The 24,518-nt window shown below is 61.1% G+C and carries 23 protein-coding genes; 17 read left to right on the top strand and 6 right to left on the bottom strand.

Translation table 11 applies throughout. From position 1 onward, the window contains the following. Nucleotides 1–14 precede the first annotated feature (14 nt). The 4 genes from DevBK_RS03100 to DevBK_RS03085 form a co-directional block, all read right to left on the bottom strand. A complete protein-coding gene (locus DevBK_RS03100; protein ID WP_317184427.1) occupies nucleotides 15–800 on the bottom strand; it encodes a hypothetical protein in 786 nt (261 codons plus the stop codon). A gap of 342 nt (nucleotides 801–1,142) precedes the next feature. Continuing rightward, entirely contained in the window at nucleotides 1,143–2,066 is a 924-nt protein-coding gene (locus DevBK_RS03095) for a response regulator (protein WP_317184426.1), read from the bottom strand. Further along, nucleotides 2,053–5,427 carry an ATP-binding protein gene (locus DevBK_RS03090; protein WP_317184425.1) on the bottom strand — a complete coding sequence of 1,125 codons (3,375 nt, stop codon included), beginning with the start codon at nucleotides 5,425–5,427 and terminating at the stop codon, nucleotides 2,053–2,055. The genes DevBK_RS03095 and DevBK_RS03090 overlap by 14 nt, the downstream gene beginning before the upstream one ends. Before the next feature lie 111 nt (nucleotides 5,428–5,538). Then, nucleotides 5,539–7,464 carry an acid phosphatase gene (locus DevBK_RS03085; protein ID WP_317184424.1) on the bottom strand — a complete coding sequence of 642 codons (1,926 nt, stop codon included), beginning with the start codon at nucleotides 7,462–7,464 and terminating at the stop codon, nucleotides 5,539–5,541. A gap of 226 nt (nucleotides 7,465–7,690) precedes the next feature. Between DevBK_RS03085 and urtA the strand changes: the two genes are divergently transcribed. The 5 genes from urtA (at nucleotide 7,691) to urtE (ending at nucleotide 13,661) form a co-directional block, all read left to right on the top strand. Next, the gene (gene urtA / locus DevBK_RS03080) at nucleotides 7,691–8,998 is read left to right on the top strand and encodes an urea ABC transporter substrate-binding protein (protein ID WP_410494030.1); all 1,308 of its coding nucleotides are present in this window, start codon (nucleotides 7,691–7,693) and stop codon (nucleotides 8,996–8,998) included. A 178-nt stretch (nucleotides 8,999–9,176) separates the two neighbouring features. Continuing rightward, complete coding sequence (urtB, locus tag DevBK_RS03075; RefSeq protein WP_317184423.1) at nucleotides 9,177–10,781, top strand: urea ABC transporter permease subunit UrtB; 1,605 nt, start codon at nucleotides 9,177–9,179, stop codon at nucleotides 10,779–10,781. A 232-nt stretch (nucleotides 10,782–11,013) separates the two neighbouring features. Then, nucleotides 11,014–12,207 (top strand): urea ABC transporter permease subunit UrtC, encoded by a 1,194-nt coding sequence (urtC, locus tag DevBK_RS03070; RefSeq protein WP_317184422.1) that lies wholly within the window; start codon nucleotides 11,014–11,016, stop codon nucleotides 12,205–12,207. A gap of 3 nt (nucleotides 12,208–12,210) precedes the next feature. Next, complete coding sequence (gene urtD, locus DevBK_RS03065; protein WP_317184421.1) at nucleotides 12,211–12,960, top strand: urea ABC transporter ATP-binding protein UrtD; 750 nt, start codon at nucleotides 12,211–12,213, stop codon at nucleotides 12,958–12,960. Continuing rightward, entirely contained in the window at nucleotides 12,957–13,661 is a 705-nt protein-coding gene (gene urtE / locus DevBK_RS03060) for an urea ABC transporter ATP-binding subunit UrtE (protein ID WP_317184420.1), read from the top strand. Before urtD ends, urtE begins: the two co-directional genes overlap by 4 nt. Nucleotides 13,662–13,716: 55 nt before the next feature. Here urtE and DevBK_RS03055 read toward each other — a convergent pair whose 3' ends face one another. Beyond that, nucleotides 13,717–14,073: a hypothetical protein gene (locus DevBK_RS03055; RefSeq protein WP_062631725.1), complete on the bottom strand. Its 357-nt coding sequence runs from the start codon at nucleotides 14,071–14,073 to the stop codon at nucleotides 13,717–13,719. Between the two features lie 259 nt (nucleotides 14,074–14,332). Here DevBK_RS03055 and DevBK_RS03050 point away from each other — a divergent pair, with 259 nt between their 5' ends. The 12 genes from DevBK_RS03050 to ureG all read left to right on the top strand — a co-directional run bounded on the left by DevBK_RS03050 (nucleotide 14,333) and on the right by ureG (nucleotide 22,437). Continuing rightward, nucleotides 14,333–15,004 (top strand): urease accessory protein UreD, encoded by a 672-nt coding sequence (locus DevBK_RS03050; RefSeq protein WP_317184419.1) that lies wholly within the window; start codon nucleotides 14,333–14,335, stop codon nucleotides 15,002–15,004. A gap of 11 nt (nucleotides 15,005–15,015) precedes the next feature. Beyond that, nucleotides 15,016–15,318 carry an urease subunit gamma gene (locus tag DevBK_RS03045; protein WP_061910895.1) on the top strand — a complete coding sequence of 101 codons (303 nt, stop codon included), beginning with the start codon at nucleotides 15,016–15,018 and terminating at the stop codon, nucleotides 15,316–15,318. A gap of 10 nt (nucleotides 15,319–15,328) precedes the next feature. Further along, the gene (locus DevBK_RS03040) at nucleotides 15,329–15,907 is read left to right on the top strand and encodes a HupE/UreJ family protein (protein WP_062631723.1); all 579 of its coding nucleotides are present in this window, start codon (nucleotides 15,329–15,331) and stop codon (nucleotides 15,905–15,907) included. Between the two features lie 7 nt (nucleotides 15,908–15,914). Then, complete coding sequence (locus DevBK_RS03035; RefSeq protein ID WP_062631722.1) at nucleotides 15,915–16,220, top strand: urease subunit beta; 306 nt, start codon at nucleotides 15,915–15,917, stop codon at nucleotides 16,218–16,220. Nucleotides 16,221–16,322: 102 nt separating this feature from the next. Then, nucleotides 16,323–16,742 (top strand): hypothetical protein, encoded by a 420-nt coding sequence (locus DevBK_RS03030; protein WP_156352232.1) that lies wholly within the window; start codon nucleotides 16,323–16,325, stop codon nucleotides 16,740–16,742. Nucleotides 16,743–16,844: 102 nt separating this feature from the next. After that, nucleotides 16,845–18,554, top strand: a complete 1,710-nt coding sequence (gene ureC / locus DevBK_RS03025; RefSeq protein WP_317184418.1) for an urease subunit alpha — start codon at nucleotides 16,845–16,847, stop codon at nucleotides 18,552–18,554. Continuing rightward, entirely contained in the window at nucleotides 18,554–19,684 is a 1,131-nt protein-coding gene (locus tag DevBK_RS03020) for a methyltransferase domain-containing protein (RefSeq protein ID WP_317184417.1), read from the top strand. Before ureC ends, DevBK_RS03020 begins: the two co-directional genes overlap by 1 nt. A gap of 86 nt (nucleotides 19,685–19,770) precedes the next feature. Beyond that, nucleotides 19,771–20,211 carry an MliC family protein gene (locus DevBK_RS03015; RefSeq protein ID WP_317184416.1) on the top strand — a complete coding sequence of 147 codons (441 nt, stop codon included), beginning with the start codon at nucleotides 19,771–19,773 and terminating at the stop codon, nucleotides 20,209–20,211. Between the two features lie 19 nt (nucleotides 20,212–20,230). Continuing rightward, complete coding sequence (locus tag DevBK_RS03010) at nucleotides 20,231–20,701, top strand: urease accessory protein UreE (protein WP_061910882.1); 471 nt, start codon at nucleotides 20,231–20,233, stop codon at nucleotides 20,699–20,701. A gap of 3 nt (nucleotides 20,702–20,704) precedes the next feature. Beyond that, nucleotides 20,705–21,361 (top strand): urease accessory protein UreF, encoded by a 657-nt coding sequence (locus tag DevBK_RS03005; RefSeq protein WP_317184415.1) that lies wholly within the window; start codon nucleotides 20,705–20,707, stop codon nucleotides 21,359–21,361. Nucleotides 21,362–21,363: 2 nt separating this feature from the next. After that, nucleotides 21,364–21,789: a DUF3995 domain-containing protein gene (locus DevBK_RS03000; protein WP_061910877.1), complete on the top strand. Its 426-nt coding sequence runs from the start codon at nucleotides 21,364–21,366 to the stop codon at nucleotides 21,787–21,789. Nucleotides 21,790–21,804: 15 nt separating this feature from the next. After that, nucleotides 21,805–22,437: an urease accessory protein UreG gene (ureG, locus tag DevBK_RS02995; protein WP_317184414.1), complete on the top strand. Its 633-nt coding sequence runs from the start codon at nucleotides 21,805–21,807 to the stop codon at nucleotides 22,435–22,437. A 70-nt stretch (nucleotides 22,438–22,507) separates the two neighbouring features. Here the strand turns inward: ureG and glgX are convergent, their stop codons facing one another. Next, nucleotides 22,508–24,508, bottom strand: coding sequence for a glycogen debranching protein GlgX (glgX, locus tag DevBK_RS02990; RefSeq protein ID WP_317184413.1), 2,001 nt, complete (start codon nucleotides 24,506–24,508; stop codon nucleotides 22,508–22,510). Nucleotides 24,509–24,518 lie beyond the last annotated feature (10 nt).

The following is a 24,518-nucleotide window of genomic DNA, read 5'->3' as shown; positions in this document are numbered from 1 at the left end:
CCCACCTCGTCGGATCAGTAAACGAACATCGTCAACTGGTTGCCGCGCTGCTGGACCGCAAACACACGATCGGTGTTATAGGACGAGCGATCGAGCGAAGCGCTGAGCAGGCTGTCCGAAGCAATGGCCGACCGCAGGTTCGAACCCTGCAGGGCGGCAGCAAGCCAGGCCTGCAGTTCCGGGCAGAGGTCGACCCGACGGATCGTGACATTGCTGGCGCTCTGCCAGCTGCCGCCGATCTGCGTGTTGCGGATCAGGCGTTCGACCTCGCGCGGGTTGGTCCCGCTGCAGCTCGGCATGTTCCCGCCATTGGATGCAGACAAAGAGGGCGGGAACATCGTGCCCGGTCCACCAGGGTTACCGGGATTGCCAGGGTTACCTGGGTTACCGGGATTGCCCGGGTTGCCAGGATTCCCCGGGTTGCCAGGATTCCCCGGCGTTCCCGGATTGCCGATCGTCACGCCCACATTTGCGAGACTGCTACCGCCCACAGTGGCATTGGCTTTCACAGTATCGTTCAACAGGCCTGCATTGGCATCGACTAGACTATCGCCACCGACCCCGACAGTGGTCCGCGCAATATCGGAATGTTGGCCACCGACTTGAACATCGAGGACCTGATTTCCCCCGCCAACGCCAACATTGACGAGGCCGGTATCTGACGCGTCGCCGGAGCCAATCGTGATGAGAGCATTCTCACCACTGGCCCCGATGACACCAAGCAAGTTCTCGCCGTGTGCAGGTACTACTGCACTCGCAAGCAAGACCAGAGGAAGCAACGAAAATTTGGATGTTTTCATAACTCGTCTCCATCTTAGCGACCAATTGCCGCATAGAAGGGACGATTCAAATCGCCTTCTAGTTCCGCACTAACACTTACACAAAAATGAACTAGTTAACGATTTTAAATATTGGAAATTTTAAAGTAAGACGCCGAACAAAAAAGGCGCGGAACCGAAGTTCCGCGCCCCATCGGGAGCTACAAGAAGGAGCGTCAGCCTCCTCGCCGCAACCGATTTTCATGCCGCGATAGCGATCGCGACGATTTCCCGTCCCGCGTTAATTGCGGTTCGTCTGCACAACGACAGATGTGTTGTTGGGTTCCCGCTAAACCGTTCACATGAATGGATCTGCGCGGATCGTTAGAGGTCGAGCGCCTGCATGGCCTGAATAGCCTTGATCGCCGCGGAGGCGCGATTTTCCACGCCGAGCTTGGCGTAGACCTGTTCGAGGTGCTTGTTCACGGTGCGTGGGCTAAGGCCCAAAATCTCGCCGATATCGCGGTTCGATTTCCCCCGCGCGATCCAGAGCAACACCTCGCTCTCGCGTTGGGTCAGGCTGAAATGCTGGCGCAGATTATCCTCTTGTCCGGCCATCTGGACGCGCGACAGCCGGAACAGATATTCGGCCCCGCCGACGAGACCCAGAAACGAAAATTGCAGATTTGGCCCGCTCTCGATTTCGAGATCGAAACCACTGCCCGGCGCGCCATCGCCGTGTTCGAGCAGCCAGCGCAAAAATCCCGGCGAGAGTCGATCGGCGCGGCCAAGATCGAGGCTCGAGCTTTCGAGCAGTTTTGTAGCCTGCGGCGTCGACCACAACACGGTTCCACTGGCACCAAAGGCGACAAGATGGCGCCCGGCCGCATCGAGCGCGATGCGCGCGCTTTGCGCCCGCCGTGCATTGGCAAGATGGACCCGGATCCGCGCCCGTAATTCATCGACATTGATCGGTTTGGCCAAGTAATCGACCCCACCGCTTTCGAGCGCGTGAACGATATGCTCGGTTTCCGTCAGACCAGTCATGAAGATAACGGGGACATGCGCCAGCGGCGCCATGGCCTTGAGCCTCTGGCAAGTCTCGAACCCGTCGAGCCCCGGCATGACTGCGTCCATAAGGACGACATCGGGAACCACGCGCTGCACGATGTTAAGCGCCATCTCGCCGCTTCGTGCCACCAGCACCGTAACGCCAGCGGCCTCCAGCGCTTCGGTCAGAAAGCCAAGCGATTCCGGCGAGTCATCGACGAGAAGGACAATATCCTGGTCTTTCTCAATGCGGCTCATGACCGACCCGCTCCAAAATATCGGCATAGCCGTCGAAGTCGAACGTCTCCATCCGCTTGCGCAGCGCCGCGACCAGCGGTGCATTGTCCGGCTCTTGCGCCAATTCCGCCAACTTCGCCTCTATTCCCCGTACATGCCCGATTTGCCCCAGACTGGCCAATTCGCGCAAGTGTTCGATCCCCGGCGAGCGCAGGGGCTTTTCGGCGGCCTGCACTGCCGATCCAGCTTCGTCATAGACCCAGTCGAGCGCCAGGTGCGCGTTGATCTTGTCGAGCAGTTGCGCAAGATCGAATGGCTTTGCGAGCGTATCACTGTGCCCGGCATCGGCGCTTGCCGGCCCCGCCCCGTCGCCAATATTGGCCGAAAGCATGACGATCGGCGCGGCAGTGGCGCGGGCTCTCAGGGCGGAAACTAGTTCCCAACCGCTCATCCCCGGCATCCGAATATCGACGAAGAACATATCGGGCTCCGACGCGTCCAGCATATCGAGACATGCTGATCCGCTCTCCGCCATCAGCACCACAAAGCCAAGCGGCGAGAGCATTTCGCGCACCAGTTCGCGATGATCATCATTGTCATCGACAACCATGACCGTTCGCGCTGTGCCCGTATAGCCTGTGATGCGTCGCGGGTACGCCCGCCGCAAAGCCGGCCGCTCGACCTTGGACAGCATCAATCGCGCCTGGAACCGGGTCCCCTCACCCACAGCACTTCTAACGGTGATCTCGCCGCCCAGCGTCTCGGTCAGCAGCTTTGTAATGGTCAGCCCCAGGCCAAGCCCCGGCGTAAACCGGTTATGCTCCGCCTCGCCGCGCACAAAGGGCTCGAAAATATGGTCGAGATCGTCAGCGGAAATGCCGCTGCCGGTGTCGCTCACCGTAAAGGTCGCCACCTGCATGCGATAGCCGACGTCAAAGTTCACATGCCCCGACTGGGTGAACTTGATGGCATTGGACAGGAGATTGACCAAAATCTGCCGCAGCCGCTTTTCGTCGGTCCGCACATAAAGCGGCAGCGCCTTGGCGCGTGCATGCCGGAATTCGAGCCCCTTGGCGGCGGCTTGCAGACTGAACATGTCGACGATCTGATCGAGAAAATCCTGGATATTGATCTCGTTGGAATAGACGTGCAGCCGCCCTGCCTCAATCTTGGAAATATCGAGGAGCCCATCGATCAGCCCGGACAGATGCTCGGCGCTGCGTTTGATCACCTGCACAGATCCGCGCCGGTTTTCCGGCACGTCCGGATCGCGCTCGAGGATCTGCGCATAGCCCATCACCGAATTGAGCGGTGTCCGAAGCTCGTGGCTCAAGCCAACCACGTAGCGTGACTTCGCTTGATTGGCCGCTTCGGCTTTTTCCTTGGCCCGCTGCAGTTCGGCGTCGGTCTTTCCGTGCGCGTCGATTTCCTTGAGCAGCAGCGTATTCTGCCGCGTGCTCTCTTCTTCGGCGACCAGCCGGCTATCATGCGCCAGCACCAAGAACCAGGTCATGATCCCCGCCGCAACCGCAAAGACGAAGAACACGACCAAGAGCGTTCCGCCCACTACCTCCGCCGTCTCCGGCGCCGATTGGCTCGCGAACGAATAAATCAGCGCCAGAATGCCGGCTAGGATCGCCGTGGCGATCCCCATGGAAATCCCATAGCGCCCGAGCCGCGTCTGCAACTTCTCGATCGCCCATTGCGGCAACACGCTCGACGCCACCGCATGCGTCTGCGCCCGGAAATGCGCATGGGGCTTGCACATGTCGTGACACCGCGCATCGAGCGAACAGCACAGCGAACAGATCGGCGCAGCATAGGCCGGGCACCAGGCCATGTCTTCGGGCTCGAAGGGATGCTCGCAGATCGAGCAGGTCAGCGATGTTTTCGACTGCCAAGACTTTCGCGGTTTGCGCGCCAGATAATATTTCCCCTTGGTCGCCCAGGCGATGGCGGGCGAGGCAATGAAGCAGACGATAAGCGCGATATAAGGCGCCAGCGCCGAAGCCATTTCGCCAAAGGCCCCAAAATGGGCCGCGAGCGCAATGCTCACCGAGAGCACCATCGACCCCACGCCAACGGGATTGATGTCGTAGAGATGAGCTCGCTTGAACTCGATCCCCGGCGGCGCCAGCCCCAGTGGCTTGTTGACGAAGAGATCCGCCGAAATCGAACAGAGCCATGCCATGGCAATGATGGAGAAAATCCCCAGCGTCTCTTCAAGCAGCCGATAGATCCCGAGCTCCATCAGCAACAGCGCAATGGCCACATTGAACAAGAGCCACACCACCCGCCCGGGATGGCTATGCGTCAGCCGAGAGAAGAAATTCGACCAGGCCAGCGACCCGGCATAAGCATTCATCACATTGATCTTGAGCTGGCTGACGACGACGAACACCGCCATCAGCATCAGTGCCACAAACTGGTTGGGGATCATGTAGTCGAAGGCCACCGCGTACATGTAACCGGGTTCTGACGCGTGATGCGGCGACACGCCAGTCGACAGTGCCAGAAACGCCAGAAATGATCCCGCGATCAGCTTTGGCGCGCCGACGACGACCCACCCTGCCCCAGCCAGAAAAATCCCGATCTTCTGCCGCCACTTCGGGGCGCCCTCGGCCGGCAGGAAGCGCAGGAAATCCACCTGCTCACCGATCTGAGTCATCAGCGCGAGGATCACCGCCGATGCTGCGCCAAACTTGGCAATATCGAACGGCGAAATCGTCCCCGCCGCACCCTCAGGCTGACCCAACCCGGCAAAGGCGCGCCACAGATCGAACTTCTCCCAATCCATGAACGCAATGAAGATGAAGGGCAGGACATTGAGCACGATCCAGATCGGCTGCGTCAGCACCTGAAAACTCGAGATCATCCTGATCCCATGCGTCACGAGCGGAATGACGATCAGCGCGGAGATGATGTGCCCGATCCAGAGCGGGATGCCGAAAGCCAGTTGCAAGGCGCTCGACATGATCGAGGCTTCGATGGCGAAGAGGATGAAGGTGAAGCTTGCATAGATCAGCGACGTAACCGTCGAGCCGATATAGCCAAAACTCGCGCCGCGGGTGAGGAGATCGACATCCACCCCATGCCGGGTCGCGTATCGCGAAATCGGCACCCCGACGAGAAGGATGGCGATGGACGCGACGAATATCGCAATCAGCGCATTGGTTGTCCCATACGATAACGTAATGCTACCGCCTATGGCCTCCAAAGCTAGGAACGATATCGCCCCGATCGCCGTCTGCGAGATGCGATCATTCGAGAATCGCCGTGCCGATTTCGCGGTAAAGCGCAGCGCATAATCTTCCAAAGTCTGGTTTGCGACCCAGCGATTATAGTCGCGCCGAATGGGAATGATGCGCTGGCGAGGAGGCATGCCTAAAGAAGTACCGAAGCCAAGGATTGGTTATCGCTTAGGCATTGTCTCGGCAAAAGCGCCACTTGGCAAGCAGAGAAGAAGGGCCGGTGAACCGGCCTCCCGCTAGGTTTACTGAGCAGCAAGCGAGATCGCATCCGCGCTATAGGTCACTTCGACAGCCGCACCGTTGAGACGGACTTCGTCGAAAGTGCCTTGGATAGCGCTTGCAGAAACGAGCGTAACGCCTTCTGCCGATTCAGGAAGCGTGATGTCGAGCGTTCCGCCGAGCATCGTCACGTTCCCCTCGACAGCCACCGCAGCCGTCTCACCCGCAACGCCACGGATCGCCAAACCGGCATCGTCGAGCACAGTCAGATCGCCACCTATGTCGACACCCTTAATACCAACCGTAAGCGTGCCGCCCGCGACATAAACATCGCCGGCACCAAGGGCCGAACGGCTCGCCGCGACGAGTTCACCGCCCTCGACGACAACACCACCGGTAAAGCCGTTGTCACCCGCAAGTGTAAGCGCGCCGCTCCCGGCCTTGGTCAGCATGCCTGCACCAACGATATCATTCCGCCAGGTGTCACGGGCATTGAAGCCACCAAGGCTCGCATCCATGGTAACTGTAACATCCCCATCGAAGGCACCATAGCCATCAGCCGCACGGATATAGTCGAGACGGCCAAAGCCCTCGGCATCATCCATCACCGGGAAAACGGCCGGCAGCAGCGTCGACTTGATGACCACGCGGCGCTGTTCGGCCGTGAGATACGGCTGGCGCGTTTCGAGGACAACCTCGGCACCGGCCGGCACGACATCCTTGGTTCCGGTGTCTGAAGCCACAGCCTCAAAACCATAGGACTGGCGCGGCGCGACATAGGCGACGTTCAGCTCGGCGTCCGCAAACCGATCCTCGGTCAGCGGCCAGGCGTGAGCGGCCGTATAGAGCTCGGCCTCCGTTTCCGTACCCGTCTGACGCTGCAACCAAGCCAATGCCTGTACGCGAGCGCTGACCTTGAGCTCGTCATTTTCGGCGCGGTTGAGATTATAGACGACAGTCGCCGTCCCCAGCATACGACCGCCGATCACGTCGAGCGGGGAATGCATGCCGGCGATGATACGGCTATCGCCCATCTCCACGGACCGCGTCAGTATTTCCTGGAAACGCTCCGGCACGAGATAGGCCATGGCCAGGCCATCGCGCCAGGCTTCAGCCGTGTGCCCACTCGGGAAACCACCATCCGTCCCAGCCGAACCGCTCTTGGCTGGTTCGAGAGCAGGCACGACGAACACGTCGCTGTCCCAACGCCACGGACGGCCATACTTGTAAAAGCGCTTTGCCGGTTCGGTCGAACCATCGGCGCTCATCGCATTGATGAAATCGACCGCGAGGCCAAGATCTTCATTGGCATCGATCTCTGCTTCTTCGTCGCCGACGCTGCCGAGGCCGCGATTATTACCGTGGTCGTCATATTTGACGCTTGTCGCGTCCGGCTGCACCTGGGTGATCGTCGTGAACTGATGCGCGCCGTTCTTCCAGGCATCGGCCAGCGGGCCGAGACCATCGAGCATGCTGATATTCTTGCCGCGGCGGTCATCGAGATAGGCACCGATCGCCTGCTGGGCGCTGCGCGACGCCGTCACCTGCACTACATAGTCCATATTGTGATCATGCACGGCCTGATCGACGACTTTGCCATCGGTCGCCGAACCCGGGGTCCCGTCCCAATCGCTCTTCACGATCGCCGGGCAATCGCCATTTGCCTCGGCCTCAATGCCCGCATCGACGAGCAGCGTCGACGGTTCCCAGACCTTCAGAAAGCCCGACAGCAGCCGCACGCCCGCATTGGTATCGACCGTCGCCATGCAAGCGTCGCCGCGCTGGTTGGTGGCGCCGAATTCGATATAGGCGGGGACGTTCTCAGCGGTCGGCGCTGTGTCTTCAAAGCCGAGACCTGTCGGCCGCGCTGGCGCATCCTGGGCCACGGCGCCCGTGGCCAGCAGCAGCCCCAGCGCGCTGGAGCATGTCAGGGTTTTGAGAGAAATCATGAACGGCCTCACTGAGTTAGGTTTCGCGGCCCGCCCATAAAGGTCTCATATGACAGCCATGCTACATCGTTTGATCAAAGTGGTTTTCCACCGCCCCGCGGTGCCCGGGCCGGCAGTTACGTCAATCGACGTATAGGGCGCGAAGCCGAAATCGTCTCAGTTGACCCCATCGAGGCGCCTCCCTTGGCTGTCTCCTGGGGCTCAACGAAACTAGAGGGACGAACACATGAATTTCTCGCGCGCCAAAAGCGCCTTGCTCGCTGCGGCACTTGCCGGCAGCCTCACAATGCCAATGGTGCCTGCCCAGGCGCAGGACGACACCATCAAGGTCGGTATTCTTCACTCGCTCTCGGGCACGATGGCGATTTCCGAAACCACCCTTAAGGACACCATGCTGTTCCTCATCGAACAGCAAAATGCCAAGGGCGGCGTTCTCGGCAAGCAGCTTGAGCCGGTCGTGGTCGATATCGCTTCGGATTGGCCGCTGGCCGCCGAACTCGCTCGCCAGCTGATCGAAGTCGACGATGTCGACGTGGTTTTTGGCTGCTGGACCTCGGTCTGCCGCAAGTCCGTTCTGCCCGTTTTTGAAGAACTCAACTCGCTGCTCTTCTACCCCGTACAGTACGAAGGCGAAGAATCCCAGCGCAACGTGTTCTACACCGGCGCCTCCCCGAACCAGCAGGCCATCCCGGCCGTCGATTACCTGATGAGCGAAGATGGCGGCTCGGTGAAGCGCTGGGTCCTCGCCGGCACCGACTATGTCTATCCGCAGACGACCAACAAGATCCTTGAGCAGTACCTGCTCGATAAGGGCGTCGCTAAAGAAGACATCATGATCAACTACACGCCCTTCGGTCATTCCGATTGGCAGACCATCGTCTCCGACATCAAGGCCTTTGGTTCGGAAGGCAAGAAGACCGCCGTTGTCTCGACCATCAATGGCGATGCCAACGTGCCGTTCTATCGCGAACTGGGCAACCAGGGTATCAAGGCTGAGGACATCCCCGTCGTCGCCTTCTCGGTTGGCGAAGAAGAACTCTCCGGCTTCGACACCACCCCGCTCGTGGGTCACCTCGCCGCCTGGAACTACTTCATGTCGGTCGATACGCCCGAAAATGAAAAGTTCATCGCCGATTGGCACAAGTTCATCGGCTCCGACACCCGCGTCACAAACGACCCGATGGAAGCCCACATGATCGGCTTCAACCTCTGGGTTGCTGCTGTCGAAAAGGCCAAGTCCACCGACGCCGACGCCGTGATCGAGAACATCGTCGGCCTCGAAACGCCGAACCTGACCGGTGGCATGGCCAAGATGCTCCCGAACCACCACATCACCAAGCCCGTGCTGATTGGTGAAATCCAGGACGACGGCCAGTTCTTCGTGGTCTGGCAGACCGACGACCTCGTCGCCGGTGACGCCTGGTCCGACTACCTGCCGGAATCCAAGATGCTGGAAGCCGATTGGACCGCCCCCATCAACTGCGGCAACTACAACACCGAAACCAAAACCTGCGGCGGCACGCCAGCGCAGTAAAGGGGTCACACCCTCCCATCCTCCCCCATCAAAGGGGGAGGTGTAGGGCTGGTGACGTGGGCATGATCTAGCCCCAATCACAAATCTGCACCTCCCCCTAGATGGGGGAGGCTGGGAGGGGGTGGCGGCATACACCACCCCCTCAACTTCCTAAACCGCGACAAGGACTTCCCAAGCGATGCTGACTCAACTTCTCCGCCTGGCGCTACTCACCCTGTCGCTTCTCATTTCCACTTTGGCACAGGCCCAGACCACCGATATTCCCGCCCGCATCGCTGCCATGGGCGAAGCCAATTTGCGCGAACTTACCCAGATCGTGACTGACCTCGCAGCAACCGGCGACCCCGCCGTTGTCCCCGTCCTCACCGCTCTCGGCGACGGCAACCTTTATCTCGACGAAACCTCCGGCCGCGTCGTCATCCAGACCGGCTCCGCCATCACCGATCCTCTCACTGGCGAAGCGGTGGACCTCGGCGCCGATGCCGACCTCTCACGCATTCGCGTCAACAACGGCCTCAGGCGCGATATTTCCGCGGCTCTCGGTGGCATGACGCTGATGAGCGACAATCCGCGCACCCGTCTCTCCGCGGCGCAGGGGTTCCTCGCCAATCCCGATCCGGCCGCGCTGCCGCTTCTCGATGAGGCCATTGCCGCCGAGACCGATGCCAATGTGCTCGGCGTCATGCAGACCGCGCGCGCCATCACCGTCCTATCGAGCGAAGACGCGTCAATCGAAGAAAAACAGGCCGCCGTGCCGCAGATTGTCGCCGGCGCCGGCCGCGGTGCCATCACCGTCCTCACCAGCGCCCTCGCCAGCGCGCCCGATGAGGTCAAGCCCACCATCCAATCCGCCATTGCCGGCCTCGAACAGAGCCGCGCTGTCTGGGCCGCGCTGCAAAATGTCTGGTTCGGCGTCTCGCTTGGCTCGGTCCTACTTCTCGCTGCCATCGGCCTCGCCATCACCTTCGGCGTCATGGGCGTCATCAACATGGCCCATGGCGAAATGGTCATGCTTGGCGCCTACACCACCTTCCTAGTGCAACTCGTCATCCGCCAGAATTTCCCGGGCCTGCTCGATTATTCCCTCCTCATCGCCCTGCCCGTCGCCTTCCTCGTCACCGGCGCCATCGGCGTCGGCATCGAGCGCGGCATCATCCGCTGGCTGTACGGCCGCCCGCTCGAAACGCTCCTCGCCACCTGGGGCCTGTCGCTGATCCTGCAGCAGACCGTGCGCTCGATTTTCGGGCCGACCAACCAGATGGTCATCGCCCCGACCTGGATGTCCGGCTCCACCGATTTCTTCGGTCTCGCCATCACCTACAACCGCTTCTGGATCGTCATCTTCGCTCTTATCGTCTTTTTCATGCTGCTGCTGATCCTCAACCGCACGCCGCTCGGCCTTCAGATGCGCGCCGTCACCCAGAACCGCCGCATGGCCTCGGCCATGGGCATCCGTACCCCCTTTGTCGATGCCATGACCTTTGGCCTCGGCTCAGGCATCGCCGGCCTCGCCGGTGTCGCGCTCACCCAGATCGATAACATCTCGCCCAATCTCGGCCAGAACTACATCATCGATAGCTTCATGGTCGTGGTCTTCGGCGGCGTGGGCAATCTCTGGGGCACCTTTGTCGGCGCGCTGACGCTCGGCGTCGCCAACAAATTCCTCGAACCCTATGCCGGCGCGGTGCTCGGCAAAATCCTGATCCTCGTGCTGATCATCCTCTTCATCCAGCGGCGCCCAAGAGGGCTGTTTGCCCTCAAGGGAAGGGCGATCGAGCAATGAGTTCTAAAGCCCCCTCACCTGTCTCGGGCTTCGCCCGATCCACCCTCTCCCCGAGTGGGACAGGAATGGTGCTCCCCTCTTATTCTTCTCCCTCTCGGGGAGAAGGTGGCGCGCAGCGCCGGATGAGGGGCTTCGACCCGGCCGGTAAGGCAAAATCGCTCCGGTGGAGCGATTTTAGGGGCGAAGGCCATGAGAGCTACGCTCGAATGGCCCAGATGAAAGGTACAAAAAAATGCTGACCCAAGCCCTGTTCCGCGCCCTCGATAAAAAGGCCATCTGGGTTATCGGCATCTTGCTCGCCGTGGCGATTTTCGTGCCCATGGCCAACCTTCTGATCCCGCCCGGCCAATTCGGCCACGTCCCGACCTATCTCGTTTCCCTTCTCGGCAAGTATCTCAGCTACGCCATTCTGGCGCTCGCGCTCGATCTCGTCTGGGGCTATTGCGGTATTCTCTCGCTTGGCCACAGCGCCTTCTTCGCGCTCGGCGGCTATGCGATGGGCATGTATCTCATGCGCCAGATCGGCACCCGGGGCGTCTATGGCAATCCGACGCTCCCAGACTTCATGGTCTTCCTCAATTGGAAGGAATTGCCCTGGTACTGGCTCGGCTTTGATAATTTCTGGTTCGCCATGGCCATGGTCATCGTGGTCCCAGGCCTCCTCGCCTTTATCTTCGGCTTCTTCGCCTTCCGCAGCCGCGTGACCGGCGTCTATCTCTCGATCATCACCCAGGCGATGACCTTCGCGCTGCTCCTCGCCTTCTTCCGTAACGACATGGGCTTTGGCGGCAATAACGGCCTGACCGACTTCAAGGACATTCTCGGCGCCCCAGTTCAGGCCCAGAGCACTCGTGTCGCGCTTTTTGCCGCCACGGCCATAGCTCTCGCGCTTTCGGTCCTTGTCTGCTCGATGATCGTCAATTCCAAACTCGGCAAGGTTATGGTCGCCGTGCGCGACGCCGAAAGCCGCACCCGCTTCATCGGCTACCGCGTCGAATACGTAAAACTCTTCGCCTTCACGGTCTCGGCCATCATGGCCGGCATTGCCGGCGCCCTCTATGTACCGCAGGTCGGCATCATCAATCCCGGCGAATTCGAGCCCGGCAATTCCATCGAAGTGGTCATCTGGACTGCCGTCGGTGGTCGCGGCACGCTGATCGGCCCGATCATCGGGGCCATCGTTGTCAACCTTGGCAAATCCTGGTTCACCAGCGCCCTGCCCGAATTCTGGCTCTTCGCCCTCGGCGCCCTTTTCATCTTCGTCACGCTCTTCCTGCCCAAGGGGATCGTCGGACTCTGGAAGCAGATCTTCGGCAATCGACAGAAGGCCGAGCCGACTGCACCGACCCCGGCGCAATCCGCTGATATCGAGCGCGGCGAAGACCCGTCGACTTTCGACAATCCCCAACCCCGGCCGGCGGAGTAAGCCATGAGCAAAGCCCAAGACACGATGCTCTATCTCGACGGCGTCTCGGTTGCCTTCGACGGGTTCAAAGCCATCAACAATCTCTCGATCATCGTCCACCCCACCGAAATGCTGGCCATCATCGGCCCCAACGGGGCGGGCAAGACGACGATGATGGACATCATCACTGGCAAGACGCGTCCTGATGCTGGCGATGTGATGTTCGATGGTCGCACGGACCTCACCAAGCTAGACGAAGCCGCGATTGCCAATCTCGGCATCGGCCGGAAATTCCAAAAGCCCACTGTCTTCGAGAGCCACACGGTGTGGGACAATCTTGAAATGGCGCTGAGAAAACCACGCGGCATCTTTGCGACGTTGTTTTACACCGCCAGCGATGAGGACGTCGCCCGTATCTCCGAAATCCTCGAAACCGTCCGCCTGCTCCACCGCAAAGACGAGTTTGCGGCCAATCTCAGCCATGGCCAGAAGCAATGGCTAGAAATTGGCATGTTGCTTGCACAAGATCCGAAGCTGCTGCTCGTCGACGAACCCGTCGCCGGCATGACCGACAGCGAAACCGAGGAGACCGCGAAACTGCTACGCGAAATCGCCCAAACCAGATCGGTGGTCGTCGTCGAACACGACATGAGCTTCGTGCGCGAGCTCGGTTCGCGCGTGGTCTGTCTCGCCGAAGGGGCCGTTCTGGCTGAGGGGACACTCGACCAGGTCAGCGCCAATCCCGTTGTGATCGAAAGGTACCTTGGACGATGACCGCGGCTCTCTCGATCTCGACTATAAATCTTCACTACGGCGCAGCGCAGGCGCTCAAGGGCGTCTCCATCGACTGCCAGCCCGGCAAGATCACCGCTGTCCTTGGCCGCAACGGCGTCGGCAAGTCCTCGACCCTTCGCGCCATCACTGGCATCAACCACATCTCGTCGGGCGCCATAACTTTCGGCAGCGACGTGCTCAAAAAAACGCCACCCTACAAGCGCGCCCGCATGGGCATTGGCTACGTGCCACAGGGGCGCGAAATTTTCCCGCTGCTGACAGTGAAGGAAAACCTTGAAACCGGTTATGCCGGCCTCGCCCGCAGCGACAGAAACATTCCCGACTACATCTTCGAGCTGTTCCCGGTCCTGAAATCCATGCTTGGGCGACGGGGCGGCGATCTCTCGGGTGGTCAGCAGCAGCAGCTTGCAATAGGCCGCGCCCTGGTTACCCGACCCAAAGTTCTGGTTTTGGATGAACCAACCGAAGGCATTCAGCCCTCGATCATCAAGGACATCAGCCGCGCCCTGCAGTTTCTCCGCGATGAAAAGGGTATGACCATTCTCTTGGTCGAACAATTCCTCGATTTCTGCCGCGAGATCTCCGACGACATCTACGTCATGGACCGCGGTGAAATCATGCACAAAGGCCCGGCGAGCGATCTCGATAGGCCGGACGTGCGCAAACACTTGATGGTATAAACAAAAAGGCACCTGACCGAAGTCAGGTGCCCGAAAGACGCTGATGAGCGAACTTTTACTTGGTGAAGCCGCCAGCGGTGCAAGCTTCCAGCGAGATGGTGTCGAGGTCGATCGTGGTCGTGGCGTTGGCAGTTTCGCTCACAGCCGGAGTGTTGGCGGCGGCAGTATCGCCAGCAGTCGTGCTGGATGCGCCATTGGTGTCAGCACCCATACCACCGGTTACTTCACCGTCTTCAGTCGTTGGGGCGAGCGATTCAGTGGACGAAGCGTTTGCAAGCTGGTCACAACGCTGCTGGACGGCCGGCTGGTCTGCTTCGGAAACAGCGACGCCATTGATCATCATGCCCTGGGCAAAAGCAGCGCCAGAGAAAGCAACGGTAAGAGCGAGAACAGAAAGAGCGGACTTGATCATTTATAACCCTCTTGAAAATTCTTTATGAAAGAGCGCTTGCTCCCCTGAATAACGGGGCTGAGGCCAGATCGTTGCAATGAATTTCGCCGTAAAGCCAAATTTAGAGGCAGTTCGTCCAACCTCGCTCATGCAACGAGCGCGGGGCATTGGGCGCATTAAAACCAAACAGCGCGACGGCAAGACTTGCCTCGATACGCTTTTCCAAGAAGGCTGCGGCAAGATACGTCTGCCTCATACGCACTCCCAAGCACTCGAAGCCGTGCTGATAAATACAGCGGGCGGTATTACTGGCGGAGACCAAATTGACTGGTCCGCCGAAGTTTCGGCCGGCGGCAAGCTGGTTGTCACCACTCAGGCCTGCGAACGCAGCTATCGCTCGACCGGAGATACGGCGCTTGTCCGAGCCAAACTCCACGTGGGCGCGGGCGCTCATCTCGATTGGCTGCCGCAAGAGACAATACTGTTCGCTGGCAGCAAACTGAGCCGTACGCTCGACATCACGCTCGAACCTGCCGCGACGCTCACGGCGATCGAGGCGGTCCTTCTCGGCCGCGATGCCATGGGCGAGGAAGCCCGCGATGCCATGTTCTCCGACAATTGGCGCATCTATCGCGGAGACCGCCTGCTCCATGCCGAGGCAACGCGCCTGACGGGCGATGGCAGCGAGCGCGATGGTTTGTCCCTGCTGCACGGCAGCCGAGCGTTCGCCTCCATTCTCCATGTGGCCACCAATGCGGATATGGCCAACATCGTATTTGACCGCCTTCGCCTTCAGCACACCGGAAAAGACATGATCGCGGCCAGCGCCAATGGCGAACGTCTCGTCATCCGCGCCATGGCGCCAACTGGGCTTGCCTTGCGCCGCCTTATTGTACCAACTCTGCTCGAATTGACCGGCGCTGGCGATTTGCCGCGTCTCTGGCACCTTTAGGAAAACGGCCGATGAACCTGACCCCTCGCGAAAAAGACAAGCTGCTCATCGCCATGGCCGCGATCGTCGCGCGCAAGCGGCTCGAACGCGGCGTCAAACTCAATCACCCCGAGGCCATCGCGCTGATTACCGATTTCGTCGTCGAAGGCGCCCGCGATGGCCGCGCTGTATCCGAGCTGATGGAAGCCGGCGCCCATGTCATCACCCGCGCCCAGGTCATGGAGGGCATTGCCGAGATGATCCACGACGTCCAGGTCGAAGCCACTTTCCCAGACGGCACCAAGCTCGTCACCGTTCACCAACCCATCCGCTGAAGAGGCACAAATGTTCAAGCGCGCGCTGATCGCTCTATCCATCCTGGCGGCCGCCACCATGCCCGCCTTTGCTCATCTTGACCCCGGCGAACATGGCTCCTTCGCCGCCGGCTTCAGCCACCCCCTCTTCGGCCTCGATCATATCCTTGCCATGGTCGCCGTCGGGCTCTGGGCCGCCATGCAGGGCGGCCGCGCGGTATGGATTGTTCCCGCAGCCTTCGTCGGCACCATGGCCGTCGGCTTTGCCGCTGCCATTGCTGGCGTGCCCCTACCCTTCGTCGAGCCCGTCATTCTCGCCTCGGTCATCTTCATCGGCATCGCTGTGGCACTCGCCCTCCCAGTCCCGACCGCAGGCGTCGCGGCAATGGTCGGCTTCTTCGCTTTCTTCCATGGTCATGCTCATGGCGGCGAGCTCGGCGAAGCAGGCGCTTGGCAATTCGCGCTGGGCTTTGTCATCGCCACTGTTGTGCTGCACCTCGTCGGCATCGGGGCCGGCCTTTCGCTCTCCCGCTTCGGTGGCAAGGCACTAGGTCGCATCGCTGGCGCAGCGACCGCGCTCGGCGGCCTGTGGCTCGCTTTTGCAGCGTGAGGTCGGCATGATCCCCGGACAAATCATCACCGCCCAAGGCACGATCGAACTCAATGCAGGGCTCGAGCAACTGACCCTCGAAGTGGCGAACACCGGTGACCGGCCGATCCAGGTCGGCTCGCATTACCACTTCTATGAAACCAATGCCGGCCTCCGCTTTGATCGCGAAAAGACCCGCGGCATGCGACTCGACATTGCAGCAGGCACCGCGGTGCGTTTTGAACCAGGCCAAGCCCGCGAAGTGCGGCTCATCCCGATCGGGGGCGACCGCCAAGTTTTCGGCTTCCGCCAAAAGATCATGGGCGCGCTCTGATCATGCGCGGTCGTCTGGGCATTTTCCGGTCTTCGCCGTGGCAATCGGCAGCGATTGATGGTTTAAACACCACCAATTCCACTGCCATTTGCCTGGATGACCATGACTGCCCAGACCAAAGACAACGCCGCCCGCAATGCCGAATTCAAGCAGCGCTTTACAGCGGTCGTCAGCGACATCGTGACATCGGGCGGCGAGGACGGCCAAGCCATGGCCATGATCGGTCATCTGGCATCCGATATTGCCGCCAGCCTGCAGCAGCAAAATTGGGTCACTGCGAAAGCCAATATGACATCAGAGGTCTACAACGACCTGCTGAAAATCTTCGAAAAGCGCGGCAACGAATACCATCAGGCGGACAAGACCAAGCACGCCTATGCTATTCAGGCGCTCGCCATGTCGCTGATCGCGGCGACAATGCGCTCGGATACGCAAATTGCCGAGGGCGAGAAAATTCTCGATGCCATCATCGATCGCTCGGTCGCGGTCTACCAGACTCAATCTCGCAAGACCGCACACTAACCGACTCTAAAACCATAGCTTTCACGCAGCTTAGACGCACGGCCAAACTTGGCCGGGCGCTTTTGCCGTTGCCGTCCCGTTTCTCCTGATCCCGGAGCCGCCATGCCCGCCCGTATTTCCCGCGCCACCTATGCCGATATGTACGGCCCCACCACCGGAGACAAGCTGCGCCTGGCCGATACCGAACTCTTTATCGAGGTCGAAAAGGATTTCACCACATACGGCGAAGAGGTAAAATTCGGCGGCGGCAAGGTGATCCGCGATGGCATGGGCCAGTCCCAACGCACCCGCGCCGAGGGGGCTGTCGACACCGTCATCACCAATGCCCTCGTCGTCGACTATACCGGCATCTTCAAGGCCGATATCGGCCTCAAGAATGGCCGCATTATCGGCATCGGCAAGGCTGGCAATCCCGACACGCAATCGGGCGTCGACATCATCATCGGCCCCTCGACCGAAGCCATTGCTGGCGAAGGCAAGATCCTGACCGCCGGGGGCATGGACGCCCATATCCACTTCATCTGCCCCCAGCAGATCGAAGAGGCGCTGATGTCCGGCGTTACCACCATGCTCGGCGGCGGCTCCGGCCCGGCCCATGGCACGCTTGCCACCACCTGCACCGGCGCCTGGCATGTCGAGCGCATGATCGAAAGTTTTGATGCTTTCCCGATGAACCTGGCCCTGGCCGGCAAGGGCAATGCCTCAGTCCCTGCCCCGCTCGTCGAAATGATTCTCTCCGGCGCTTCGGCCCTCAAGCTGCACGAAGACTGGGGCACCACCCCCGCCGCCATCGACAACTGCCTTTCGGTCGCTGACGAATATGACGTGCAGGTGATGATCCACACCGACACGCTCAACGAATCCGGTTTCGTCGAGGACACGGTCGGTGCCTTCAAGGGCCGCACCATCCATGCCTTCCACACCGAAGGCGCCGGCGGCGGCCACGCCCCCGATATCCTTAAGGTCGCGGGCCTCCCGAACGTCATTCCCTCTTCGACCAATCCAACGCGGCCCTACACGGTCAACACCATCGCCGAGCATCTCGACATGCTCATGGTCTGCCACCACCTCGATCAGTCGATCCCCGAGGACGTCGCCTTCGCCGAGTCGCGCATCCGCAAGGAAACCATCGCGGCCGAAGACATTCTTCACGATATGGGCGCCCTTTCGGTCATCTCCTCCGACAGCCAGGCCATGGGCCGCGTTGGCGAAGTGCTGATCCGCACCTGGCAGACCGCCGACAAGATGAAGCGCCAGCGCGGCAAGCTAGCCGAGGAAACTGGCGACAACGACAATTATCGCGTCCGCCGCTACATCGCCAAATACACGATCAACCCCGCCATCGCCCACGGCCTCAGCCAGCACATCGGCTCGGTGGAAGTCGGCAAGCGCGCCGACCTCGTCCTCTGGAACCCCGCCTTCTTCGGCGTAAAGCCCGAAATGGTTATCCTCGGCGGCTCCATCGCTGCCGCACCAATGGGCGATCCGAACGCTTCGATCCCGACGCCCCAGCCTATGCACTACCGCCCGATGTTCGGCGCCTATGGCAAACTGGTTAGCCGCTCCTCAGTCACCTTCATATCGCAGGCTGCTCACGACGCCGGCCTCCGCAACCGCCTCGGCGTCGACAAGGACCTGCTGCCGGTCCAAAACACCCGCGGCGGCATCGGCAAGGCTTCGATGAAACTCAACACCGCCACCCCCAATATCGACGTGCATCCCGAAACCTACGAAGTACGCGCCGACGGTGTACTTCTCACCTGCGAACCAGCTACGGTGCTGCCCATGGCGCAACGATATTTCCTGTTCTGATGAAGAAGCCGACCGGCACACTCAAGGGCCTGCCCAGCAACCCCATCCTCGCCCTCCGCGCGACCGAGCTTCTGGCCACGGGCGAGGAGCTTGAGCGTCAGGGCAAGATTGCCGATGCCGCGCGGCTCAGCGCCGAGCTCGTCAATGTCGCGCCTGACCTGCCGCAGGGGCACAAGCTCATGGGGAGCCTTGCCATGCGTACAGGCGCGGCGGAGATCGCAGCCGTCAGCTTCCGCCGGGCCCTTGCACTGCAGCCCCGTTCCGCCGAACTCCATATCGCACTGGCTCAGGCGCTGCTGGCGCTAAAGCAGCCGCAAGACGCGCTCGACCTTCTCAACAAGGGTCGGACGCTGCATCCAAATGATGGCTGTATTTTCCGCGAACTCGCCCAGGCCCAGCTCGATCTCGGCCAAAGCGACGCTGCGCTCAAGAGCTTCTCCCGCGCCGTCAAACTGCAGCCCAAAGACCTCTATTCCGCCCATATGGTGGCCGCGCTTTCCAAAGAGGGCGCGCCCGACAAAACCTATGTCGCAGAACTCTTCGATTCCTACGCCGAAACCTTCGATGAGCACCTGACTGACAAACTTGAATATCGCGTGCCGCAGGCCATCGCCGATCTCCTGGCGACGAACAATGTCCAAACCGGCCCCACCCTCGATCTCGGCTGCGGCACCGGCCTCATGGGAGCAGCGCTGCCGCAGTCCTCCCACCCGATCGACGGGATCGACATCGCGCCAAAAATGGTGGCGAAGGCCGAAGCGCGAGGCCTCTATCGCCATCTCGTCGTCGGCGACGCCGCAACGGTTCTTGCTACCAATGAAGACCTCGCCGGCCCCTATGCCCTCGTCGTCGCGACCGACGTGTTCATTTATATCGGCGACATCGAACCGCTGTTTCAGGCCCTCTTGCCACGCCTTGCGCCCGGCGCCCACATCGCCTTTTCCATTGAAACCCATGACGGTGACGGCATCGCCGTCCGCTCCAGCGGCCGTTTCGCCCATGGCGCCGCCTATATTCGCGACCTCGCGGCCCGCCATGGCCTGACCATCGTTGCCGAGCGCGATCAGCCCATTCGCCTCGAGCGCGAAGTGCCGATTCCTGGCGCGATATTTCTCCTCCAGCGGGCCTGATCGACGTTGCCAGAACATCCGAACACCATGATTGTGCGCTTGAGTTCGACACGGTTCGACATCACGACATCATTGGAGGGAAGACCATGATCTCAGCGCGCACAATTCTCGCCGTCGCCCTGCTCAGCCTCGGCAGCGCTCCGCTGCTGGCCCAGGACGCGACCGAAGCTCCGGCCGAAGCCGCACCAGCCGCGGCGCCCGTCGCACCGCCTGCAGCGGTCGCCGATATGACCCTGACCCTTTCAAGCGCCAGCGACATCGAGCGCACCGTCGCCATCTATCAGTGCGACAATGGCGAAGGCTTTCGCGTCCAATATATCAACGCCGCGCCCAATTTCCTGGCGCTTGTGCCGGTCGAAGGCGAAGTCCATGTCTTCGTAACGACCGTATCCGCGTCCGGCGCTCGCTATGTTTCCGGCCCCTATGAGTGGTCGACCAAGGGCGATGACGCGACACTCAGCGATCTACAGGCCGAAGAAGGCGCCCCGCCGCTCGCCACCTGCCTTGCCGCCAGCAACACCCCGTAATTTCCAAGGATAGCCGTCCATGCACCGTGCCGTCGCCCATCTTCCTGCCAATCACGGCCGCGGCGCCCCCATCGACACGATCACTCTGGCGCATGACGAGCGTCGGGTGCGCCGCAAGCTGCTGACGGGCAAGAACGGCACGGAAGTCATGGTCGACTTCCCAAATTCCGTGACGCTTGACCATCAAGGCGGCCTTGAACTCGGAGACGGCCGCATCATCGAAGTGCTGGCTGCGAAAGAAATCCTCTACGCCGTGACCGCCAAGGACGCGGCTCATCTGCTGCGCCTCGCTTGGCATATCGGCAATCGCCACACCCCCGCCCAGCTCGACGCCGACCGCATTCTCATCAAGCGCGATCACGTGCTCAAGGGCATGCTCGAGGGCCTTGGCGCCAAGGTGACCGACGTCACCGAACCGTTCTTTGCCGAACATGGCGCCTATCACAGCCATAATCATGCCGAACCCGGCCATGCCTTGCTCGCGCGGTAAACCGTGAGCGCCGATCTCCAGAAACTTCTTACATGGCTCTCGCCGGCCTTCCCGGTCGGCGCCTTTGCCTGGTCAGCCGGCCTCGAAACCGCGATCGTCTCCCGCGCGGTGCATGATCGCATAACGGCACAAGACTGGATCAGCGGCGCCCTCCTCCACGGTGCCCTCCGCACCGACGCCATCCTCATGGCCCATGCCCACCGCGCTCCTCGCGACCCCAAAACCCTGCGCGATCTGGCCGATCTCTGCCTCGCGCTCACCCCCGCCCGCGAACGCCACGCCGAAACTACGATGACCGGCAACGCCTTCGTTACTGCTGCAGCGGCATGGCCCGTCGGCCCGCCGCTCGACCTCCCAAAACCCTGCCCTTATCCCATTTCCGTCGGCGCCCTTGCCGGCGCGCATGCCATTGCTTTGCGCGACACACTCGTCGCCTATCTCACCGCGACCGTGCATAGCCAGGTCTCGGTCGCCGTCCGCCTCGTGCCCATTGGCCAGACAGATGGCCTTGCCATTATGGCTGCGCTTGAGCCACAGATCGCCCAACTCGCCGATCTGTGCCAGCATGCCACACTGGACGAAATCGGCAGTGTCGCCTATGGCGCCGATATCGCCCAGATGCAGCACGAAACGCTGCCCACAAGGATTTTCCGCTCGTGAACATGTTCATCGCGTCCCTCCTGTTCATTGCGCTTTTCACGGTTTCGCTCGCCCATTTCGTCTGGTCGATTGGGCGCACCTGGCCGATCCGCAACGAAAAGCTCCTGGCCCAGACCGTCGTCGGCTTCCGCGATATCGAGCGCATGCCCCCGCGCCTCGCCTCGCTCTCCATCGCCCTCGCCACGGCCGCCGCCGCGATCTACGCCCTGGCGCTGGCCGACCACGATTCCGGTGGCACCCTGCTCAATCTCGGCGGCTTGGCTATCGCGGTGGTTTTCCTTGGCCGCGGCATTCTCGGCTACACCGCCAAGTGGGCCGAGCTCACGCCAGAACCCAATTTCCGGCTCAACGACCGCCGCGTCTATTCCCCGCTATGCCTCGCCATCGGGCTCGGCTTTCTCGCCCTCGTCGTCCTGCGCTTTCTCTGAACCCCGGAGCATTTCATGACCAAAAGCCTCAACGGTCCCCTTCGCATCGGCATCGGCGGCCCTGTCGGCTCAGGCAAGACGACGCTGTGCGAAATGCTGCTCAAGGCGATGCGCGATCGCTATTCCATGGCCGTCGTCACCAATGACATCTACACTCGCGAGGACGCGCTGATCCTCGCCCGCGTCCAAGCCATTTCCGAAGACCGTATCGTCGGCGTCGAAACCGGCGGCTGCCCCCACACCGCTATCCGCGAAGACGCCTCGCTCAACCTCGCGGCGATCGACGATCTCAACCGCAAATTCCCCGATCTCGACATCATTCTCATTGAAAGCGGCGGCGACAATCTCGCCGCGACCTTCTCGCCCGATCTGGCAGACCTGACCATCTACGTGATCTCGGTCGCCCAGGGCGAAAAAATCCCGCGCAAGGGGGGCCCGGCCATCTCTCGCTCGGACCTGCTGGTCATCACCCACACCGACCTCGCGCCCCATGTCGGCGCCAGCCTCGAGGTGATGGAAAGCGACACCCAAAAAGTCCGCGAAGGCCGTCCGTACGTCTTCACCGACCTCCTCCGCCGCGAAAGCCTCGACCAGATCATTGGCTTCATCGAAAAGCACGGCGGCTTCCAGGCCATGGCCGCCGAATAGCCGCCACCCCACCCCCAGATCGTCACCCGGCGAACGCCGGGGCCCATCCTGAGCTTTCGTAACTCGGTCGTTACGGCCGAACCAGCGCCACGACCGACCGGGGCCCAACTTTCGCGACGCTCTCGGACACCGAAACCTCAAATCCCGGATCCGACTGGATGCCCAGCGCCCAATCGCCCTCCGGCAGCCTGGCTTCCACAGGATCGATCCGCCGGTTGAACCACACCAGCACCTCGTCACCCTCATAGCGCAGGTGCATGCCGAGCACCGAGGCGCCGGCATCGTTCCAGTCGCCCTGGGTCATCTCGCGCCCGTCGGGATGCAGCCAAACGACATCGCGCCCGCCGCCGTTGTCCCGCCCGGTAAAAAACGCGTCCACGCTCAACGCCGGATGCGCCCTGCGAAAACCATTCACAGCCGCGACGAAATCCACCAGTGCCCCATCGGCATTGTCCCAATCGAGCCAAGAGATCTCATTGTCCTGCGCATAGGCGTTATTGTTGCCCTGCTGCGTGCGATAAAGCTCGTCGCCCTGCTGGATCAGCGGTGTTCCGCGCGAAAAGAACAGCGTCGCCAGCAGCGCTCTGACATCGCGGCGCCGCGCGGCATTGATGCCCTCGTCCTCGGTTTCGCCCTCGACGCCGCAATTCCACGAATGGTTGTTGCCGTGCCCGTCGCGATTGTTCTCGCCATTGGCCTCGTTGTGCTTGTCATTGTAGCTGACGAGATCGCGCAGCGTAAAACCGTCATGCACCGCCAGCATATTGACGCTGTCGCTCGGGCTCCGGCCCGGCCTGTTGAAAACCTCTGCCGATCCAGAAAGCTTCCCCGCCAGCGCCCCGATCTTGTAGGGCTCGCCCTTCCAGAATGAGCGCACCTCGTCGCGAAACGTGTCGTTATGCTCCTGGAATTCGGGCCCGAATTGTCCCAAGCCATAGCCACCCGGCCCGGGGTCCCACGGCTCGGCGACAAGAATGCACTGGCTCAATACCGGATCGGCCTTGATCATCCGCAGCATTTCGGCATCAGGATTGAAACCGGGATCGCGGCCCAAAATTGTCGCGAGATCGAAGCGGAAGCCTGAAACGCCAAGTTCTTCCACCCAATAGCGGAGGCTCTCGATGACGAGCCGCTGCACCGCCGGATGATCGCACCGCAGCGTATTGCCAGTGCCGGTATCGTTGACCAGCACCTTCTTCCCATCGACCTCAACGAAGCGATAATAGGTCTGCGCATCGAGCCCCATCATGCTCAGCATCGGCCCTTCGGCGTCGCTTTCGCCGGTGTGATTATAGACAACGTCGAGGATCACCGAGATGCCGTTTTCTCGATAGAGATCGGTCATCACGCGCAATTCCTGCGGCCCGCGCGGCGCGAGGCGCGGGTCTATGGCGAAATAAGCCACGGGGTTATAGCCCCAGGCATTGGTCAGCCCCAGGGCCGGCAGATGCCCTTCGTCGATCCAGGCCGCTACCGGCATCAACTGCAAGGTGTCGACGCCCAAAAACTTGAAATGATCGATGACGCGTTGCGTCGTCAGCGCCGCGATCGTGCCGCGCAGCGGCCCCTGCACGCTCGGATGGCGCATGGAGAAGCCGCGAACATTGAGCTCATAAAAAAGGCCCGGCGGCTTCCCGCGTGGCGAGGCGTTTTCATTGCCATCCCCCACGACGATCGCCTTGGGGATCAGCGGCGCCGTATCCACCGCCTCTTCACGCCGCAACCGCAGACGCGGCGAACGAACAAAGACCCGGTCGAGCCGCCGTGCATAGGGATCGACCAGCAGCTTTTGCGGATCGAAGAAGAACCCCTGCTCCTCGTCATACCTTCCATCCGCGCGCAACCCATAGCGGGCTCCGGCGCCAATGTCGGCAATCAGGCCAGCCCGAATATTGTCCTGGTGCACGTCAAGTTCGACCCGCGCGATTTCCTGGTCCTGCTCGTCAAAAAGCGAAACCCAGATGGCGCTGGCCGTTTCGGAGTAAACGGCGAAATTGACGCCGTTCTCGGTAATGGTGGCGCCGAGCTTTGCAATGCTCCCGGCGCCCGGAACGAGTGTTGGTTCGCTCAACAAACTGGTC

This window comes from Devosia sp. BK (assembly GCF_032907385.1).
Lineage (GTDB): Bacteria > Pseudomonadota > Alphaproteobacteria > Rhizobiales > Devosiaceae > Devosia.
Note: the sequence above shows the minus strand (reverse complement) of the source record. Positions and strands in the feature narration are given on the sequence as shown.

What these genes read in the sequence shown, in the direction of transcription:
- DevBK_RS03100 (WP_317184427.1), bottom strand. Translation starts at nt 800, where the DNA reads ATGAAAACATCCAAATTTTCGTTGCTTCCTCTGGTCTTGCTTGCGAGT.
- DevBK_RS03095 (WP_317184426.1), bottom strand. Translation starts at nt 2,066, where the DNA reads ATGAGCCGCATTGAGAAAGACCAGGATATTGTCCTTCTCGTCGATGAC.
- DevBK_RS03090 (WP_317184425.1), bottom strand. Translation starts at nt 5,427, where the DNA reads ATGCCTCCTCGCCAGCGCATCATTCCCATTCGGCGCGACTATAATCGC.
- DevBK_RS03085 (WP_317184424.1), bottom strand. Translation starts at nt 7,464, where the DNA reads ATGATTTCTCTCAAAACCCTGACATGCTCCAGCGCGCTGGGGCTGCTG.
- urtA (WP_410494030.1), top strand. Translation starts at nt 7,691, where the DNA reads ATGAATTTCTCGCGCGCCAAAAGCGCCTTGCTCGCTGCGGCACTTGCC.
- urtB (WP_317184423.1), top strand. Translation starts at nt 9,177, where the DNA reads ATGCTGACTCAACTTCTCCGCCTGGCGCTACTCACCCTGTCGCTTCTC.
- urtC (WP_317184422.1), top strand. Translation starts at nt 11,014, where the DNA reads ATGCTGACCCAAGCCCTGTTCCGCGCCCTCGATAAAAAGGCCATCTGG.
- urtD (WP_317184421.1), top strand. Translation starts at nt 12,211, where the DNA reads ATGAGCAAAGCCCAAGACACGATGCTCTATCTCGACGGCGTCTCGGTT.
- urtE (WP_317184420.1), top strand. Translation starts at nt 12,957, where the DNA reads ATGACCGCGGCTCTCTCGATCTCGACTATAAATCTTCACTACGGCGCA.
- DevBK_RS03055 (WP_062631725.1), bottom strand. Translation starts at nt 14,073, where the DNA reads ATGATCAAGTCCGCTCTTTCTGTTCTCGCTCTTACCGTTGCTTTCTCT.
- DevBK_RS03045 (WP_061910895.1), top strand. Translation starts at nt 15,016, where the DNA reads ATGAACCTGACCCCTCGCGAAAAAGACAAGCTGCTCATCGCCATGGCC.
- DevBK_RS03040 (WP_062631723.1), top strand. Translation starts at nt 15,329, where the DNA reads ATGTTCAAGCGCGCGCTGATCGCTCTATCCATCCTGGCGGCCGCCACC.
- DevBK_RS03035 (WP_062631722.1), top strand. Translation starts at nt 15,915, where the DNA reads ATGATCCCCGGACAAATCATCACCGCCCAAGGCACGATCGAACTCAAT.
- DevBK_RS03030 (WP_156352232.1), top strand. Translation starts at nt 16,323, where the DNA reads ATGACTGCCCAGACCAAAGACAACGCCGCCCGCAATGCCGAATTCAAG.
- ureC (WP_317184418.1), top strand. Translation starts at nt 16,845, where the DNA reads ATGCCCGCCCGTATTTCCCGCGCCACCTATGCCGATATGTACGGCCCC.
- DevBK_RS03020 (WP_317184417.1), top strand. Translation starts at nt 18,554, where the DNA reads ATGAAGAAGCCGACCGGCACACTCAAGGGCCTGCCCAGCAACCCCATC.
- DevBK_RS03015 (WP_317184416.1), top strand. Translation starts at nt 19,771, where the DNA reads ATGATCTCAGCGCGCACAATTCTCGCCGTCGCCCTGCTCAGCCTCGGC.
- DevBK_RS03010 (WP_061910882.1), top strand. Translation starts at nt 20,231, where the DNA reads ATGCACCGTGCCGTCGCCCATCTTCCTGCCAATCACGGCCGCGGCGCC.
- DevBK_RS03000 (WP_061910877.1), top strand. Translation starts at nt 21,364, where the DNA reads ATGTTCATCGCGTCCCTCCTGTTCATTGCGCTTTTCACGGTTTCGCTC.
- ureG (WP_317184414.1), top strand. Translation starts at nt 21,805, where the DNA reads ATGACCAAAAGCCTCAACGGTCCCCTTCGCATCGGCATCGGCGGCCCT.